The sequence below is a fragment of the Rhodococcus sp. A14 genome (assembly GCF_011603105.1).
Lineage (GTDB): Bacteria > Actinomycetota > Actinomycetes > Mycobacteriales > Mycobacteriaceae > Rhodococcus_F > Rhodococcus_F opacus.
The window spans coordinates 108,076-125,126 of the sequence record NZ_JAAOQS010000005.1; the positions used below are offsets into that span (position 1 = coordinate 108,076).

Below are 17,051 nucleotides of genomic sequence, written 5' to 3' on the forward strand. Positions count from 1 at the left end.
GCGTACTGAAATTCAGGAGCCACAATGCAACTCATCGAATGCCCGTGGTGCGGGTCCCGAGAGGAAACCGAGTTCCACTACGGGGGCGAAGCCCACGTCCTGTATCCCGAAGACCCCGAATCGCTGACGGACGAACAATGGGCACATTTCGTGTTCTTCCGCGCGAACCCGAAAGGTCTTTTCGCGGAACGGTGGAACCACAGCGCCGGCTGCCGGCGCTGGTTCAACGCCGTACGCGACACCGCCACCTACCGATTCCACAGCGTCTACCGCTTGGACGAGCAGAAGCCGACGATATCGTGAACGCACCCTTCCGCACCCGCCAGGGCGGTCGCCTCGACCGCGACACCTCCTACACCTTCACGTTCGACGGCCGGGAACTGACCGGTCACCCCGGTGACACGCTCGGTTCGGCCCTGCTCGCGAACGGCGTCCACCAGATCACCACCAGCATCAAGCTCGGCCGGCCCCGCGGCATCACCGCGGCGTGGGCGGAGGACACCGGCGGTCTCGTGCAGATCGAGGAGCCGTTCCCCGAGCCGATGCTGCTCGCCACCACGATCGAGTTGTTCGACGGTCTCGTCGCCCGCGGCATCCCCGGTCAGGGACGGCTCGCCGAGATCGCTGATTCGGCGAAGTACGACGCGAAGCACGTCCACACCGACGTCCTCGTCGCCGGCGCCGGACCGGCCGGTCTGGCCGCCGCTCTCACCGCGGCCCGGGCAGGTGCGCGGGTGGTGCTCGTCGACGAGCAGAGCGAAGCCGGCGGAGACCTGCTCGGCAGCACGGACCTCATCGACGGCGCCCCCGCCCTCGACTGGGTCGCGGCCGCGGTCGCCGAACTCGCGACCTACCCGGATGTGCTGCACCTGCAGCGCACCACCGCGTTCGGCAACTACGACGACGGCTTCGTCCTCGCGCTGCAGCGTCGCACCGATCACCTCGGTGTCGAGGCTCCCGCGGCGCTGAGCCGCCAACGGGTCTGGCGGATCCGCGCCCGGCACATTCTCGTCGCCGCCGGCGCGCACGAGCGTCCCGTCGTCTTCACCGACAACGACCGCCCGGGCATCATGCTCGCGCACGGCGCCCGCACCTTCCTGCACCGCTACGGTGTCAAGGTGGGCGAGCAGGCCGTCGTGTTCACCACCAACGACAGCGCGTACGAAGCCGCGATCGACCTGCACGACGCCGGGGTCCGCATCAACGCGATCGTCGAGGCCCGCGACGAGGCACCCGCCCGCTGGCAGCGCGAGTGCGACGCGCGCGGCATCACGATCCGTACGGCGTCGGTGGTGTCCGGCACCCGCGGCAACGGCCGGATCAGTCACGCCGTCGTGTCGCACCGCACGGACACCGATCACCGGTTCCGCGTCCCCCTCGCCTGCGACGTCCTGCTGGTCAGCGGCGGCTGGAACCCGGCCGTGCACCTGTTCTCCCAGGCCCGCGGCAAGCTCCGCTACGACGAGAACCTCGGTGCCTTCGTGCCCGGCGAGGACCTCGACGGAGTCTCCGTCGCCGGGTCCGCGAACGGTGTGTTCGACCTGGACGGGTGCCTGCGCGACGGGCAGACCGCCGGCCAGTCGATCATGCGCGACCTCGGCTACACCGTTCCCGAACGCACGATCGACCCGGAACCTGCACCCGCGATCGAACAGTCCACTCCGCTGGTGCTCTGGCGGGTGCGGGACGTCGCCGGTGAGGACACCCAGTTCGTCGACGTGCAGCGCGACGCGACGGTCGCCGCCCTCGCCCGCGCGGTCGGCGCCGGAATGACGTCGATGGAGCACATCAAGCGCTACACCACCATCGGCACCGCGCACGACCAGGGCAAGACGTCCGGTGTGATCTCCTCCGGCATCACGGCCGAACTGCTCGGCAGGCCGATCGAGACACTGGGCACCACCACGTTCCGGCCGCCCTACACCCCGGTCGCGTTCGCAGCCCTCGCCGGCCGCAGCCGCGGCGCCCTCTTCGACCCCGAACGGGTGACGGCACTGCACGATTGGCACGTCGGCCGCGGCGCGGTGTTCGAGGACGTCGGCCAGTGGAAGCGTCCCCGCTTCTACCCCCTCCCCGGGGAGGACATGGACGCCGCCGTGCTGCGCGAATGCGCCGCCGTGCGCCGCAGCATCGGCATCCTCGACGGCTCCACCCTCGGCAAGATCGACGTCCAGGGCCCCGACGCCGGGGTGCTGCTCGACATGGTCTACACGAACATGATGAGCACCCTGAAGGTCGGCATGGTCCGCTACGGCGTCATGTGCGGCGTCGACGGCATGGTCATCGACGACGGCACGGTGATGCGCCTGGACGACGACCGGTTCCAGGTCTTCACCACCACCGGCGGCGCCGCGAAGATCCTCGACTGGATGGAGGAATGGCTGCAGACGGAGTGGCCCCACCTGAAGGTGCGGCTCACCTCGGTCACCGAACAGTGGGCCACGTTCCCCGTCGTCGGACCGCGCTCCCGCGACGTGATCGGTGAGGTCTTCCCCGACCTCGACGTCACCAACGACGCGTTCCCGTTCATGGCGTGGCGCGACACCTCCCTCGGCGGCGTCCACGTACGGGTCGCGCGGATCAGCTTCTCCGGCGAACTCGCGTTCGAAGTCAACGTCGACGGCTGGCACGCTCCCGCGGTCTGGGCGCGCCTGATCGCCGCGGGCGAGAAGTTCGACATCACCCCGTACGGCACCGAGACCATGCACGTCCTCCGCGCCGAAAAGGGTTACCCGATCATCGGTCAGGACACCGACGGCACGGTCACCCCGCAGGACCTCGGGATGAGCTGGGCCGTGTCGAAGAAGAAGCGCGACTTCATCGGGAAGCGCTCCTTCACCCGGGCCGAAAACCAGAACCCGCTGCGCAAACAGTTCGTCGGGCTGCTGCCCCTCGACAAGCAGACCGTGCTGCCCGAGGGCGCACAGATCATCGAAGAGGCGTTGGACGGCATCCTGCCGCCCGCACCGGTGCCGATGCTCGGGCACGTCACGTCGAGCTACCTCAGCGCCGAACTCGGCCGCCCGTTCGGGCTCGCCCTCGTCAAGGGCGGCCGGGCCCGGCTCGGCGACACCCTGCACGTCCCGGTGGACGGAACCCTGGTCGCCGTCGAGGTCACCGGTTCCGTCCTCGTCGATCCCGAAGGAGCACGCCGCGATGGCTGACACCCTCGTCCCCCTCAGCCCCCTGCACGGTTGGGACCAGAAATTCTCCGAACTCCCCGAGTCGGTGACCATCACCGAGGAACCGTTCGTCGCGATGGTCGACCTGTGGGTCGACCCGGCCGGACCGGGAGCCGCGGCCGCCGCGGCGGTCCTCGGGTTCGACCTCCCCACCGCGGCGTCGACGTCCGCCGGCACCGACGCGATGACCGCGGTCTGGCTCGGTCCCGAGGAGTGGCTGGTCACCACGCGGTCACAGCCGGCGCCCGCGCTCGAATCGGACCTGCGGGCGGCGGCGGCCCCCCACGGCGGTGCCGCGATCGACGTCTCCGGACAGCGAACCACCCTGCGGCTGCGCGGCACTCACGCCCGCGACGTCCTCGAGAAGGGTTGCTCACTGGATCTGCATCCCACGGTGTTCGTCCGCAGCACTGCGGCGCAGACCATGCTCGGCCTCGCGGGCGTGATCCTGATCGCGCTCGACGACCGGGGAACCGACTACCGGATCCTCGTGCGGTCGTCGTTCGCCCGGTATCTCGCGGAGTGGCTGATCGACGCCGCCGAGGAGTTCGGCGTCGACCCCGTGTAAGCGACAGCGCCGGTTCGGTGGACGGCACGGCGTCGTCCACCGGACCGATCCCCCCCCCCTTCTGGAAGGAGGTGCGCCCGAATGGTTCCGTTCCCGACGCTCACCGCCACCGGCCCCGGCCGACTGCTCGAGGCTCTCGCACGCGATGTTCCCCTGGTCTGCGGCATCGTCAACGTGACCCCGGATTCGTTCTCCGACGGTGGCCGATACCTCGACACCGAGGCCGCGGTCGAGCACGCCCTGTCTCTGGTCGCGGAGGGCGCCGACCTCCTCGACGTCGGGGGCGAGTCGACCCGTCCCGGGTCCCGCCCGCCGTCCGTCGCGGAGGAGATCGCGCGCGTGGTGCCGGTAGTCGCGGCACTCGCGATGTCGACGTCGGTCCCGATCTCGGTCGACACCTCGAGACCGGACGTCATGCGGGAGGCGGTCGCCGCCGGCGCGTCGATGATCAACGACGTTCGTGCCCTCCGACTTCCGGGTGCGCTGCGGGCTGCCGCCGATCTCGACGTGCCCGTGTGCCTGATGCACATGCGCGGCGAGCCCGAAACGATGCAGACGTCGCCGGACTACGGCGACGTCGTGTCCGAGGTGCGCCGGTTCCTCGTCGACCGTGTCGGCGCCTGCCGGGGAGTGGGAATTCCCCTCGAGCACCTCATGGTCGACCCGGGTTTCGGCTTCGGCAAGACCCTCGCCCACAACCTTGCACTGTTGTCCGAACTTCGGCAGATGACGGATCTCGGTGTTCCCGTGATGGCCGGACTGTCCCGGAAAGGCATGCTGGGCACGATCACCGGTCGCAGCGTCCACCACCGTCAGGCCGCCTCGGTGGCCGCTGCGCTGATCGCCGCACAGAACGGGGCAGCTGTACTCCGGGTGCACGACGTGGCCGCCACCGTGGACGCGATGTCCGTGCTCCGCGCGCTCGTATATCCTGGTCGCGCAAACTCCAGTCCCGCGTCGAATCGAGCCTCCGCACTGTGAACAGCTCCGTGTCCGCCGCCGGTCTCGCGACCATCGATACCGCTGGGGTCCAGCCGATCGGTAGTGCTGAGGCACAGCTGATCGGTGCCGGTGCACAGCTGATGGAAACGATGTATCACGATCCGCGGACCGGCCTGCGGCACGCGGAGCGTCACCTGCGACGTCTGGCCCGTTCCGCGGCCGTGCTCGGGTACGAGTTCCGGGAACGTGACGTCCGGCGCCGACTCGCGCAGCGACTGTCCGGCGTCGGCGCGGCCCGGGTCCGCGTGCGCCTGCACCGCGACGGCGGTGTGGACGTCGACGTCTTCGGGCCGCCGGTCGCACCCGCGTCGGTGTCTCTCGTGCTCGACGACGAGCCCGTCGACTCCCGGGACGTCCTCCTCGGACACAAGACGACGTTGCGCGAGCGATACGACCGCAGACGACACCGCCATCCCGGGGCCGGCGACGTCGTGCTGGTCAACGAACTCGGGCACGTCACCGAGACCACGATCGCGAATCTCGCCGCCCGGATCGACGGCGTCTGGTGGACGCCACCATTGGCGTCGGGGTGCCTGCCGGGTGTCGAGCGGTCCTGGCAGCTCGACCGCGGGCTGATGCGCGAACGCATTCTCACGCCGGGCGATCTCCTGGCCGCCGAGGCGCTCGCCGTGACGAGCTCACTCAAAGGCGTGCTGCCCGCGACCCTCCGGCCGTAGCCTGCGTCGTTTCCGGATGTAGTGCACACCACCTCTTGACCCGCCTCCGCACCTGACCTACTGTTATCGCACACACTGATATATCAATATCAGACCTATTGGATCACACGCGCGACTCCGCGACCACAACGCCCGACTGTCAAAGGAAAAGGCATGAGAGCTGGAAAGATTCCCTCGGATCGACGGTTCACGGCGACACACAGCTGGTTGGCCCTCGCACCGGGACAGAGCTTCTCCGACTACCCGCTCCGGGCCGGGGTCACGGACACGGCACTCGACGAGATCGAGGTGGTCGGGCTTGAACTTCCGGCAGTGCGCAGCACGATCGAGGCGGGCGCACCCTGCGCGCTCGTCTGGACGTCCGCGCGGACCGTCGTCACGGTGTTTGCGCCGATCAGCGGACTCGTCACGATGACGAATGACGACGCCCTCGCGAACCCGCAACTCGTCGCCGACGACCCGTTCCATCGCGGCTGGCTGTTCGCCGTCCTCCCCTCACCGACGTCGTCCGCCTACGGACTTCTCACCCCCGCGCAATACACACACGAACTCAGTGAGGCGGTGTAATCCCATGACCATCAGCGTGTTCGACCTGTTCTCCGTCGGCATCGGCCCCTCGAGTTCGCACACCGTCGGACCGATGCGCGCCGCCGCACGGTTCGTCTCCGACCTCCGAGCTCTCGACGCCCTGCCCGCAGTCGCGGACATCCGCGTCGACCTGTACGGGTCGCTCGCAGCCACGGGAGCGGGCCACGGAACGATGTCCGCGGTGCTGCTCGGACTCGAGGGGTACTTTCCCGAGAAGATCGAGACCGAGGAGATGGAACGACGTCTCGAGGAGATGCGCAGTACCCGGCACATCAGGGTCGGCGGATCCCACGAGGTCGCGCTCGCCGAGGACGAGATCGTCCTCCATCCGCTGACCATCCTGCCGCTGCACCCGAACGGGATGAAAATCACCGCGTCCACCGCCACCGGCGTCGAGATCCACAGCGAAACCTACTTTTCCATCGGCGGCGGCTTCGTCGTCACCGAAGCGGAGAGCGCGGAGCCGCCGGCCACCGCCACCGGCGGTCTGTCGTTCGGGTCCGCCAAGGAACTCCTCGACGTCGCGGCCCGCCACGGCTACGCCATCAGTGACGTGATGCTCCAGTTCGAACGCGAAACGCGGTCGACCGTGGAGATCTACGAGCGACTCCTGCATATCCGCGACGTCATGGTGGAATGCGAGAAGCGCGGGATCGCGCGCGACGGAATTCTTCCCGGCGCTCTGCGCGTGCGCCGGCGCGCCCGGGACTGGTACCTGCGCCTGAATAAGGAAGACCCGCAACGTGATCCCGCATTCGCCGAGGACTGGGTCAACCTCGTCGCGCTGGCCGTCAACGAGGAGAACGCATCCGGTGGCCGGATCGTCACCGCGCCGACCAACGGGGCCGCGGGCATCATCCCCGCGGTGCTGCACTACGCCGTTCACTACACCCCGGCCGGGAAGTCGGATCCCGACGACACCGCGATCCGCTTCCTCCTCGCCGCCGGCGCCGTCGGATCGCTGTACAAGGAACGCGCGTCGATCTCCGGAGCCGAGGTCGGTTGCCAGGGCGAGGTGGGTTCCGCGGCGTCCATGGCCGCTGCCGGGCTTGCGGAGATCCTCGGCGGCACAATCGAACAGGTGGAGAATGCCGCGGAGATCGCGATGGAGCACAGCCTCGGACTCACCTGCGACCCCATCGAAGGACTGGTGCAGATTCCGTGCATCGAACGCAACGCGATCTCGGCGGGCAAGGCCATCAACGCCGCTCGCATGGCCCTGCGCGGCGACGGCACCCACCGGGTCAGCCTCGACCAGGTGATCGAGACGATGCGCTCGACCGGCGCAGACATGCTGTCGAAGTACAAGGAAACGTCGACCGGTGGTCTGGCCGTCAACGTCCCGGTCAACTATGTCGAGTGCTGACATGATCACCGACGAACTTCGCCTTCTCCCCGCCCGCGCCGCGCACTTCATCCGGCGGCACCCGGTTCCGAAGCGCGGCGACTTCGCACCCGAGACCCGTCTGTCAGTGCTCGACGTCCTCGTGCACTGCGCACCGGTCCGCGGCGACGCGTTCGTGGCCTTCCAGCTCCTCAGCCGGCGCGAGCTGCCCGGCTCGTACCTTCTCCACGTCGACGTCGTGGACGACGCGCTGTCCGCCCTCGACACGTTCGCCGTCACCGAGTACGAATGCGAGCAGAGTTTCGGCCCGAACTGGCAGGACGTCGTGCGACACGCCGTGGAAGCGGCAGCCCTCCTGCACGGGCACTTCGGAGCACTGACGCGGACGACAAGCGTCGCCGACAGCCGCAGGCGGCTCGGCGCCTGGGCCTGCGCACGCGATGCGGCCTGGGAAGCGGGCCGCATCAAATCCTGGTACCGCGCCCAGGACGCCGCGTGGGAACGACACTTCATGGACGAGGCGACAGTGCGCGAGGACGAGCAACTGTGCGCGGACATCGCGACCGCGGTGCGCGACGCGGCAGCAGCGCACGCCGTGTCGGATCTCGTCGGGCGGCACGATTTCACCAGCGCACACTTCGACACACTGCTCGCCCCGTGGCGGACGGCCGCCGCGCACCTGCTCCCGCGGGATGACTACTGCGCGGCCGCGAGCACAGTGTCGACGAACGTCCGCGGCAGGTCGGGATGACCGTTCTCCCGCAGCGCCGACAGCGCCGCGACGACGTTCGGGCCGCCGTCGGGTAGGAACCGGTTCAGCCCGTGCCGGGCGCACTCCACCGCCGCCGGCAGCAGCATCGCCTGCGCCTCGTCGCGGCGTCCGGCCGCCCACAGGCACGACACGAGCAACCGGACCGCCTGCAGGCAGGCCCGGTGCCGCCCGGTCCCGTCGAGTTGCCGAACCCAGTCGTTCGCCCATTCGCACGCGAGATCCGCGTCCGCCGGATCGCCCCGCGCCGCGAGCAACGTGATGGCCGCCTCTTCCTCGAGTTGTGCCGTCGCCAGGTCGAGGCCGTTCGCCGGGGTGCGCCGGGTCTCGCGTGTGACGGGCACGAACCCGGGTGCCGGGGGCAGCCCGATCCGCACCCGCTCATTGTCGACGGCGGCCCGCAGCCGGGGCAGGGAGAACGTCTCGGCCGTCCGCACCCCCTCGTCGAGTTGTCGTGCCGCGCCGTCGCGATCGCCGCGCACCGCCATGATCCGCGCCCTGAGGCAGTAGTGCCGGATCATGAAATCCGGTGCGCCACCGAGCGCGGCCGCGTCGAACGTCTCGTTGAGCAGCTCGTCCGCTTCATCGACCCGGCCCTGCTCGTAATGGACCTCGGCGAGTAGTGCGCGGGTGAGTCGCGCATGTTGCGACTGCGTGTTCTCCGCCTCCCGGACAAGCTGGAACGCCTTGCGGTACAGCTCCATCGCACCGCCGACGTCGAGCTGCTCGAACTTCGCGAGTCCGGCGAAACAGTACCCGTAGGCGACGGAGTACGGTCCCGTGTTCTGCCGGTGGTACGGGGCCGCCCAGCTCTGCCTGCGGTGGGCGTCCTCGAACCGGAATTCACACGTGTCCACGAACGTCTCGATGAGAGCGGCCATCGACACCACGAAGGGGTGGTACTCCGTGGGATGGGCGAGGCATTCGGTGACGAGCTCCCGCACCCCCTCGATGCGGTCGGCGGTCACCTCGATATCACCTTGCAGGACATCCGCTTCCACCCGGAGCTGGGCGGCGCGACGCTCGGGCATCTCGCCGCTGTCGATCTGCTCGAGCGCGCGGGTTCGGGCGGTTTGCGCGAGTTCGAGTCGCTGGAGTTCGCAGTTCGCCCATCCGATGGTGAGCTGCAGCCGCGGGCTTGCGTCCACCAGGTCGGCGGGCAGCTTCCCGATCAGGCAGAGCAGCGTCGACATCTGTGACCGATCGAGGAGGTAGAGGTCGTCCTCCTCGAGCAGTTCCACCGCTCGCTGCGGTTCACCGGCCGCGAGGATGTGGTCGACGGCCTCGCCCAGCCGGTGCCGTTTCCGGAACCAGTCGTATGCCCGGCGGTGCAGATCGGTGATGCGCCCGGGGTGGTCCCGTTCGAGACGCTGATGGAGGATCTGCGCGAACAGGTGGTGATAGCGATACCACTGGCGGTCGTCGCCCGTCCTCCCGAGGAACAGGTCACGGGCAACGACCTGCTCGAGTTTCGCTTGCCCGTCCTGCACGCCGCCCAGCGCCGACGCCAGATCGCCGCACACCTTGTCGGGGACGGACGTGGCGAGCATGAAGTCGAGCATGTCGGGTTCGAGGGCGTCGAGCACGTTCTCGGCGAGATACTCGCCGATCGCGTCGGTCCCCGTCCGGAGCTGTTCGATCAGGTTCTCCGGAGTTCCGGCTTCGCGCAACGACAACGAGGCCAACTGCAGTGCCGCGATCCAGCCGTCGGTCGATTCCCGGAGTTGTTCGATCTCGGTGTCCTTCAGGGGAACCTGTACCCGGTCCGACAGGAAGTTCTGCGATTCGCCGAAATCGAAACACAGGTCGTCGGACGCTATTTCGTTGAGTTCGTCGAGCACCCGCATCCGACTCAGCGGCAGCCCCGACCGGCTCCGGCTCGCCACGACGATCTTCAAGTGGTGGCAGCCGTTGTCGAGCAGGAACTTCATCGAGTCGATCGGCCCGGTGCCAGTGATGCGGTGCCAGTCGTCGATCACGACGACGAGGGTCTCCCCGCTGTCGTGAAGCCGGTTGATCAGGGACGTGAGGACGAACCGTTCGACCGCGTCCCCGTGCTCCTCGAGCGACTGGCCCAGATCGGTGACGACCTCCGGGCGTACCCGCCTGATCGCCTCGACGAGGTGGGTGAGAAACCACATCACGTTGTTGTCGTCCCGGTCCACGGTCAGCCACGCGACCGCCGTCCCGCCGTCGACCAGGTCGTCGCGCCACTGGGCGACCAGACTGCTCTTGCCGAACCCGGCCGGCGCGTGGACGAGCGTCAGCCTGCGGTCCCGGCCCGCGCGGAGGACGGCGAGGAGCCGCCGGCGCGGCACGAGCTGCCGGGTGGTGGTGGGCGGGCGGAACTTCGTCACCGGCGCGGGCGGGGTCGGCGGCGTCCGCACGTTGTACGGGAGCCCGGGGCCCCCGGACCGGGTGGATTCGCCCGCACGACCGTGCAGCTGCTCGGGTGCCCGCCGAACCGGGATGTACATGTCGTCGACGACGACACCGTTGCGTCGCTCGACCGCCCGGAGCTCGTTGCCGAAGTCGGCGGCGCCGCCCGGCCTGTCCTCGACCGCGCGGGCCATGGCATGTTCGACTGCGCTGCACACGTCGTCGGGGATTCCGGCATCCCGCAGGTCGGGGACCGCCTGCCTGGAGATCCGCAGGAACTGCCCGACGACCTGCTCACCGCTCCGGCGCTCGTACGCCGCATGCCCGGTCAACGCGCAGAACAGGGTGGACCCGAGACTGTAGACGTCCGACTCCACCGTCGGTGGCCTTCCTTCGAGCACCTCCGGCGCGGTGAACGCCGGGGACCCGGTGATCGAGCCTGCCGTCGTCTCGAATCCGCCGGAGACGCGGGCGATGCCGAAGTCGGTCAATTGCGGCTCGTCGTATTCGGTGAGCAGGATGTTCGCGGGTTTGACGTCGCGGTGGAGCATCCCACCGCGATGCGCGGTCTCGAGGGCGCCGGACATCTTGATCCCGAGCCGCAGCACCTCCTGCCACCCGAGGGGACCCGACCGACGGATCTGCGCATCGAGGGAACCGAACGAGTGGTACGGCATGACGAGGAACGGCCGCCTGCTCCGGGTGACACCGACCTGGTAGACGGCGACGATGTTCGGGTGCCCGGACGTCCGGCCCATCGCCCGTTGCTCGCGCACGAACCTCGTCACGTTGTCGGGGTCGAGGTTCGACGTCAGGACCTTGACGGCCACCGTGCGGTCGAGGTCCTCCTGCAGGCAGCGGTAGACGACCCCGAACCCGCCGCGGCCGATCTCCACGGCATCGTCGAACCCTGCCGCGGCCAGCTCGGTCGTGATCTCCGGCTGGCGCTGGGTTGCCCACGGATCGTCGTTCGTCATCGGCCCTGCACCACCTCTGACACGCTCCACCCAGAATAGTCCGCGGAGTCCATCCGACGAGCGGAGGCGATGCGGTCAGTCGCGGGTCGCGACGGGTGCCCCGAGTCGTGCCGACACCCGCCTGCCGGATTCCGCGACCGCCCGCCCGAGCGACTCGAGCATGGACTCGGGGACCCGGAACCGTGGGGCGGACAACATGACGGCCGCGACCAGTACGCCGCGATGATCGCGGACCGGCGCCGAGATGCCGACCTCCTCGATCGACGTGCGTCCGTCGTTGACGGCGTATCCGCGGTCGCGGGTGTCACTCAGCTCGTCGAAGTACTCGCCGCGTGACTCCTGCTCGTCGGGTCCGACGAGCAGACGCCGGTCGAACAGCCGCTCGGTCTCCGCCCGCGGCATCTCGGAGAGGAACACCTGGACGGACGAACTCGCATAGGTGTCGTAGCGGGTGCCCACCGCGGCGGTGTGCTTGACCTGCTTGGGACTGGGAATCTGTTCGACGACGACGGATTCGTGCCCGTTCCACACCATGAGCGCGCTGGTCTCGCCGGTGCGGCGGGTGAGTTCCTCCAGTTCCGGCTGCGCCACGCGGCGGACGTCGAGGTTGGCCAGCAGTGGCCCCGCGAGAGCGATGAGACCGAGGCCGAGTCGGTAGCGTCCGGTGCCCTCGTCACGCTCGACGTAGCCGGCTTTCTCGAGGGTGGCGAGCATGCGGGAGACGCTGCTCTTGTGCAGATCGACCTTGCGCGCGATCTCGGTGACGCCGAGGACCGGTTCCGCGATCGAGAAGGATTCGAGCACCCGCAGTCCGTTGAGGAGGACCGACGGGGACGGTTTCGCGTCACCGTCGTGCTCGCCCGGTCCGTTGTCCGCGAGTCGATCGACGTCGTCCACACTCATGATCGTTGCGCTCCTTCGGTTCCGCCTATACCACCGCCGACCCTGCCACACCCGTGGCAGGGCCGGTGTCCCGGTCAGACGCCGAGGATGTTGTGCTCGGGTCCGAACGGGAACCGGGTGATGTTCTCCGCGCTGGCCTCGCCGACGACCAGGATGTCGTGTTCGCGGTATCCGCCCGCGCCGGGCTGCCCCTCCGGCACCATGATCATCGGTTCCATCGACACCACCATGCCGGGCTCGAGGACCGTGTCGATGTCCTCCCGCAGCTCGAGTCCGGCCTCGCGCCCGTAGTAGTGCGAGAGCACGCCGAACGAGTGCCCGTACCCGAACGTGCGGTTCGGCAGCAGTCCCTCGGCCTCGTACATCTCGTTCAGCTCGGCCGCGATGTCCTTGCAGACCGCGCCCGGCTTGATCAGTTCGAGTCCGCGGCGGTGCACCGCGACGTTGACCTCCCACAAGCGCAGGTGCTCGGCCGACGGTTCCCGGTAGAAGAGGGTGCGTTCGAGCGCGGTGTAGTAGCCGGCGATCATCGGGAAACAGTTCAGCGACAGGATGTCTCCGCGCTCGACCTGCCGGCTGGTCGCCCAGTTGTGGGCGCCGTCGGTGTTGATGCCTGATTGGAACCACACCCAGGTGTCGCGCAGTTCGGCGTGCGGGAAGGTGGCCGCGATCTCGCGGATCATCGCGTTCGAGCCGGCGATCGCCACCTCGTATTCGGGGACCCCCTCGGTGATCGCCGCGCGGATCGCCTCGCCGCCGAGGTCACCGATCCGGGCCCCGTGCTTGATCAGTTCGATCTCCTCGGGCGACTTGATCATGCGCTGGCACATCGCGGCCTTCGCGACGTCGGTGAACGTCATCCCGGGCAGAACCGCCGCGATCCGGGTCCGCACGTCGGGGGTCAGGTGGTCGTCCTCGACACCGAGTGTGCCGCGCGAGATGCCCTGCTTCGCCAAGACCTGCTGCACGGCGTACTCGAAGTTGTCGCGGCGCCAGTCCGTGTAGACGACGTTCTCGCCGAACGACCGCCGCCACGGCATCCCGGCATCGATGTTGGCGGACACGGTGGTCGAGCCGTCCTGGCTGACGACCAGGGCGTACGGCCGCCCGAACGCCGTGTAGAGGAAGTCGGAGTAGTAGTTGATGTTGTGGTAGCTGGTGAAGAGCACGGCATCGAACCCGTTGTCCGCCATGTGCTTACGCAGGGCGACCAGCCTGCGGTCCATTTCCACCGGGGAGAACGTGGGAACGACCTTCTCGCCGTTGGGGATGCTCTTGATGCGCTCCAAGTTCATGATGTTCCTTTCGAGTTGCCGGCGGCATCGCGTGATGCCGCACTTCTGTGGGATCTACGGGTGGTCAGGTGTCGGCCAGGGGGCGCTGGGAGGTTTCGCGGGCCATGAGCATGGCCCCCATGGCGACGAGGGCCGCGGCGACGAGATACCAGGCGGGCGCGAGGGTGCTGCCGGTGAGCTCGATCAACAACGTGGCGACGAACGGCGCGGTGCCGCCGAACAGTGCATTGGCGGTGTTGAAGCTGAACGCGAAACCGCTGTAGCGGACCTGGGTCGGGAAGATCTCGGCCAGGAAGGTGGGAAGCGTGCCGTCGTTCATGGTGAGGAACGCGCACAGCACGATCTGGATGAGGACGATTCCGACGATTCCGACGGCGCCGAGTGCACTGAACAGCGGGACGGTGAACACCGCGAAGCAGACCGACGCGGCAATGAGAACTCGCTTGCGGCCGAAGCGGTCCGAGAGCGCACCCATCCCGAAGATGAAGACGATGTAGCAGGCGAGAGCGATCGACGCGGCGACGAACGAGGCCGTGTGGCCGACGTTCAACACCTCCGACAGATACGTCGGCATGTAGCTGAGGATCAGGTAGAAGCCGACCGCATTGAGGCAGGTGACACCGAACGCGATGGCGATCGCGCGCCGATGGTGGGTGAACAGGATCGACAACGGCGCGTTGGACTCCACCTTCTGTTCCATTTCCTGGAACTTCGGGGTGTCCTCGAGCTTCAACCGAATGTAGCGGCCGATCAGGCCCATCGGCGCCGCGAGCAGGAACGGCAGCCGCCAGCCCCAGCCCTCGAGCTGTTCCGTCGACAGCACCGCGGTCAGCAGTGCCGCGATCAACGATCCGAACAGCAGCCCGGCGGCCGTGGACGCGGGCACGACGCTCGTGAACAGCCCGCGCTTGCGGTCCGGGGCGTACTCGGCGAGGAACGCCGAGGCGCCCGCGTACTCGCCGGCGGCGGAGAATCCCTGCACCATGCGGACGAGCAGCAGCAGGACCGGTGCGAGGTAGCCGATCTGATCGAAGCCGGGGATCAGGCCGATGCAGAACGTCGACGCCGACATGATGAGGATCGACAGTGACAACGCCGTGCGACGTCCGATCTTGTCACCGAAGTGCCCCCAGACGAGTCCGCCGATCGGGCGGATGACGAACGAGATGGCGAACACGGCGAACGTGGCCAGCAGACCCGTCGTGGGCTCGGCCTCGGGGAAGAAGACCACCGCGATAACCGTTGCGAGATAGCCGTATACGGCGTAGTCGAACCATTCGACGAAGTTGCCGATGAAGCTCGCTGTGATGACCCGCCGGAGAACACGGGGCGAGGGGTTCACCGCGCCGTCCTCGTCCGATTGCGGCGGGGCTGAGGGGGAATTGAGGTTTTGGGCCATGCCCACTCCTTCTCGGGGCGTCGGCGCTTGCCGACTGCGACGAATGGCATTTGTTGCTTTCATTGCAACGACAATTCGTTCACCGACCATATTGTGCTCAGCATCACATGTCAACGATGTTTTGCTTCTCATGACCGGACCGCGGTTGCAAGGGGTGAACCAAGGTGACACCGCAGTAAACACGGACGGGCGCAGTTGCGCTACCCCGATCCGCGGTTCCCGGCGATGTTCACGGGAATGCAACACCGTTGCAACAGCTGAGTTCGGAGGTGGCTTTCCCGGTCACCCGTGAAAGTCAGAGCGCGCTCGCGTCGACCGCACCGCCCGAGATAGAGGCGGGTCGCGGGGTGCACGGCAGCGAGACGCGGCGAACCCGTCGGATCCTCGCCGAGTAGCGCGAAGATCTGATCGAGCCGCTGATACAGCGTCTGACGCTGCACATGCAGCCGGGCCGCCGCCTCGGTCTTGTTGCACCCGCACTGCAGGTAGACGTCCAGCGTGTCGATCAGACGGCGAGCACGTTCGGGCCCGACCGCGAGAAGCGGCCCGAGCAGTTCCCTGACGAACGACGTCAGCAGGGCCGGATCGCCGATTCGCCGGCCGAGGCGTTCGAGAGCGAGTTCCGCGGCGTCCACGATGGTGTCGGCGATACCCAGATCGGCCGCGAGGTCGAGCGCGAACCGCGCCTCCGCCAGCGTCTCGGGGAGCCCGATCAGACCGATGACCACCGGACCCACCGCAACCCGCGCCAACTCCGCCTGCGGTGTCGCGCGCAGCGATTCGACCAGCGACGCGCAGGAACCGACTCGGTCGTCGGCCCGGAGCACGACGATTGCGTGCAACTCGTCGCCGGCGATGGACGACACAGTTCCGGCCGCGTACCGGTGCAGTGCCGCATCGACAGCGCCGAGCGATACCGGACCGTCGACCGAACGTCCGACAACCCCCGACGTATGACGCTCCGTCGGCCATCCCGGCCGCGCGCGCCGCCGCAACGAGACGCTCCGGGGCAGGACTCGGCTGGCAGGCGATCCGCAGCAAGGCCTGCGAGCCGCGGACCGCGGCCGAGGGAGGAAACGATCGCAGGAGGGAGATCGCCAGCGCTGCCGGTGCTCGCTCGACGATCGCCTCTGCGGTGACGAGATCGGCCGGGTCGTCCGGAGACACCATGAGCGTCGCCACACCGACACCCTGAACGGACACCGCACGGCGAGCACGCCCGAGCCGGTGGCAGGGGCGGTGATCTCGTTCCCGAGGGCCGCGATCACGCCGCCGGTCGCGTCGAGCAGGGTCACGTCACCGGGCAAGAGTCGCGCGAGCACCTCGAGCAACTCGTCGGGTCCGCCACCGCGGGCCAACTCCTCGGACAACGCGTGCGCGACCGCGTCACCACGACGCAGTCGCTGCACCGATTCGTTGACCAGCAGGCCGTTGATCGCCTCGGCGACCTCGACGAACGGAACGACACCACGCAGTTCGACGACGGGCAAACCCGCCTCCGACCCCTCCTCGACCAGCGCAGGCGGGATCAGCGGCAGTTGCGACCCGGTCTCGATGGCCACTCCGGCGACACGGCGGGCCGACAGTTCACGCACGTACCGCCGCAGTCCGGCCGGGTCGGCAGACGCGAGTGCGAACCCGCCGGTCAGCAGCAACTCGCCGCCGCGAAGAAGGTGCGCGACGTCAACTGGACCACGATGGGATGCTTCGTCGCCGGAATCGCCGCAACGTGGCTGTTCATGTACGGCGCCACGAGCCTCACCCAGGGCTTCGCGGCTCGAGCACTCGGCGGGCTCGACCTGTCCTGGCTGGCCGGTGGCGGAGTTGCCGCCGCCCTCTACTCAGTCCTCGGCCCCCGAGCACACCGCCCCTACCGCATCACCGGCCAACCCCCGACACGATCGTCCGCGACCACCGACTCCCCCGACGTCCTCGCCGGCAACTGAACCCTCCCGACACCCCAGGAG

Annotated in this window: 13 protein-coding genes and 1 pseudogene; 9 read left to right on the plus strand and 5 right to left on the minus strand. The window is 68.4% G+C overall.

Features of this window, described 5'->3' with window-relative positions:
- Positions 1 to 24: 24 nt before the first annotated feature.
- The 8 genes from G9373_RS04760 to G9373_RS04795 all read left to right on the plus strand — a co-directional run bounded on the left by G9373_RS04760 (position 25) and on the right by G9373_RS04795 (position 8,113).
- Positions 25 to 303: a sarcosine oxidase subunit delta gene (locus G9373_RS04760; protein WP_005253973.1), complete on the plus strand. Its 279-nt coding sequence runs from the start codon at positions 25 to 27 to the stop codon at positions 301 to 303.
- The gene (locus G9373_RS04765; protein WP_167114108.1) at positions 300 to 3,164 is read left to right on the plus strand and encodes a 2Fe-2S iron-sulfur cluster-binding protein; all 2,865 of its coding nucleotides are present in this window, start codon (positions 300 to 302) and stop codon (positions 3,162 to 3,164) included. Before G9373_RS04760 ends, G9373_RS04765 begins: the two co-directional genes overlap by 4 nt.
- Positions 3,157 to 3,750 (plus strand): sarcosine oxidase subunit gamma family protein, encoded by a 594-nt coding sequence (locus G9373_RS04770; protein ID WP_005572859.1) that lies wholly within the window; start codon positions 3,157 to 3,159, stop codon positions 3,748 to 3,750. Before G9373_RS04765 ends, G9373_RS04770 begins: the two co-directional genes overlap by 8 nt.
- A gap of 81 nt (positions 3,751 to 3,831) precedes the next feature.
- Positions 3,832 to 4,731 (plus strand): dihydropteroate synthase, encoded by a 900-nt coding sequence (gene folP / locus G9373_RS04775; protein WP_167114112.1) that lies wholly within the window; start codon positions 3,832 to 3,834, stop codon positions 4,729 to 4,731.
- On the plus strand, positions 4,728 to 5,429 hold the full coding sequence (locus G9373_RS04780; RefSeq protein ID WP_167114115.1) for an aminotransferase class IV: 702 nt from the start codon (positions 4,728 to 4,730) through the stop codon (positions 5,427 to 5,429). The genes folP and G9373_RS04780 overlap by 4 nt, the downstream gene beginning before the upstream one ends.
- A gap of 153 nt (positions 5,430 to 5,582) precedes the next feature.
- Positions 5,583 to 5,996 (plus strand): glycine cleavage system protein H, encoded by a 414-nt coding sequence (locus tag G9373_RS04785; protein WP_005253968.1) that lies wholly within the window; start codon positions 5,583 to 5,585, stop codon positions 5,994 to 5,996.
- Positions 5,997 to 6,000: 4 nt separating this feature from the next.
- Positions 6,001 to 7,383, plus strand: coding sequence for an L-serine ammonia-lyase (locus G9373_RS04790; RefSeq protein WP_054247213.1), 1,383 nt, complete (start codon positions 6,001 to 6,003; stop codon positions 7,381 to 7,383).
- 1 nt (position 7,384) lies between these two features.
- A complete protein-coding gene (locus G9373_RS04795) occupies positions 7,385 to 8,113 on the plus strand; it encodes a hypothetical protein (RefSeq protein ID WP_005572863.1) in 729 nt (242 codons plus the stop codon).
- Here the strand turns inward: G9373_RS04795 and G9373_RS04800 are convergent.
- From G9373_RS04800 to G9373_RS04820, 5 genes are all read right to left on the minus strand, one after another.
- On the minus strand, positions 8,059 to 11,487 hold the full coding sequence (locus G9373_RS04800; protein WP_167114118.1) for a serine/threonine-protein kinase: 3,429 nt from the start codon (positions 11,485 to 11,487) through the stop codon (positions 8,059 to 8,061). The two genes, G9373_RS04795 and G9373_RS04800, sit on opposite strands and share 55 nt — an antisense overlap.
- Before the next feature lie 75 nt (positions 11,488 to 11,562).
- On the minus strand, positions 11,563 to 12,390 hold the full coding sequence (locus G9373_RS04805; RefSeq protein ID WP_167114120.1) for an IclR family transcriptional regulator: 828 nt from the start codon (positions 12,388 to 12,390) through the stop codon (positions 11,563 to 11,565).
- Between the two features lie 74 nt (positions 12,391 to 12,464).
- The gene (locus tag G9373_RS04810; protein ID WP_167114123.1) at positions 12,465 to 13,685 is read right to left on the minus strand and encodes a M24 family metallopeptidase; all 1,221 of its coding nucleotides are present in this window, start codon (positions 13,683 to 13,685) and stop codon (positions 12,465 to 12,467) included.
- A 64-nt stretch (positions 13,686 to 13,749) separates the two neighbouring features.
- Entirely contained in the window at positions 13,750 to 15,084 is a 1,335-nt protein-coding gene (locus G9373_RS04815) for an MFS transporter (protein ID WP_005574211.1), read from the minus strand.
- 200 nt (positions 15,085 to 15,284) lie between these two features.
- Positions 15,285 to 16,739, minus strand: coding sequence for a PucR family transcriptional regulator (locus G9373_RS04820; protein WP_240960360.1), 1,455 nt, complete (start codon positions 16,737 to 16,739; stop codon positions 15,285 to 15,287).
- 60 nt (positions 16,740 to 16,799) lie between these two features.
- On the opposite strand from G9373_RS04820, the pseudogene G9373_RS04825 reads away from it, so the two are divergent.
- Positions 16,800 to 17,030, plus strand: a pseudogene (locus tag G9373_RS04825) (cytosine permease); the annotation flags it as partial.
- Positions 17,031 to 17,051: the final 21 nt, after the last annotated feature.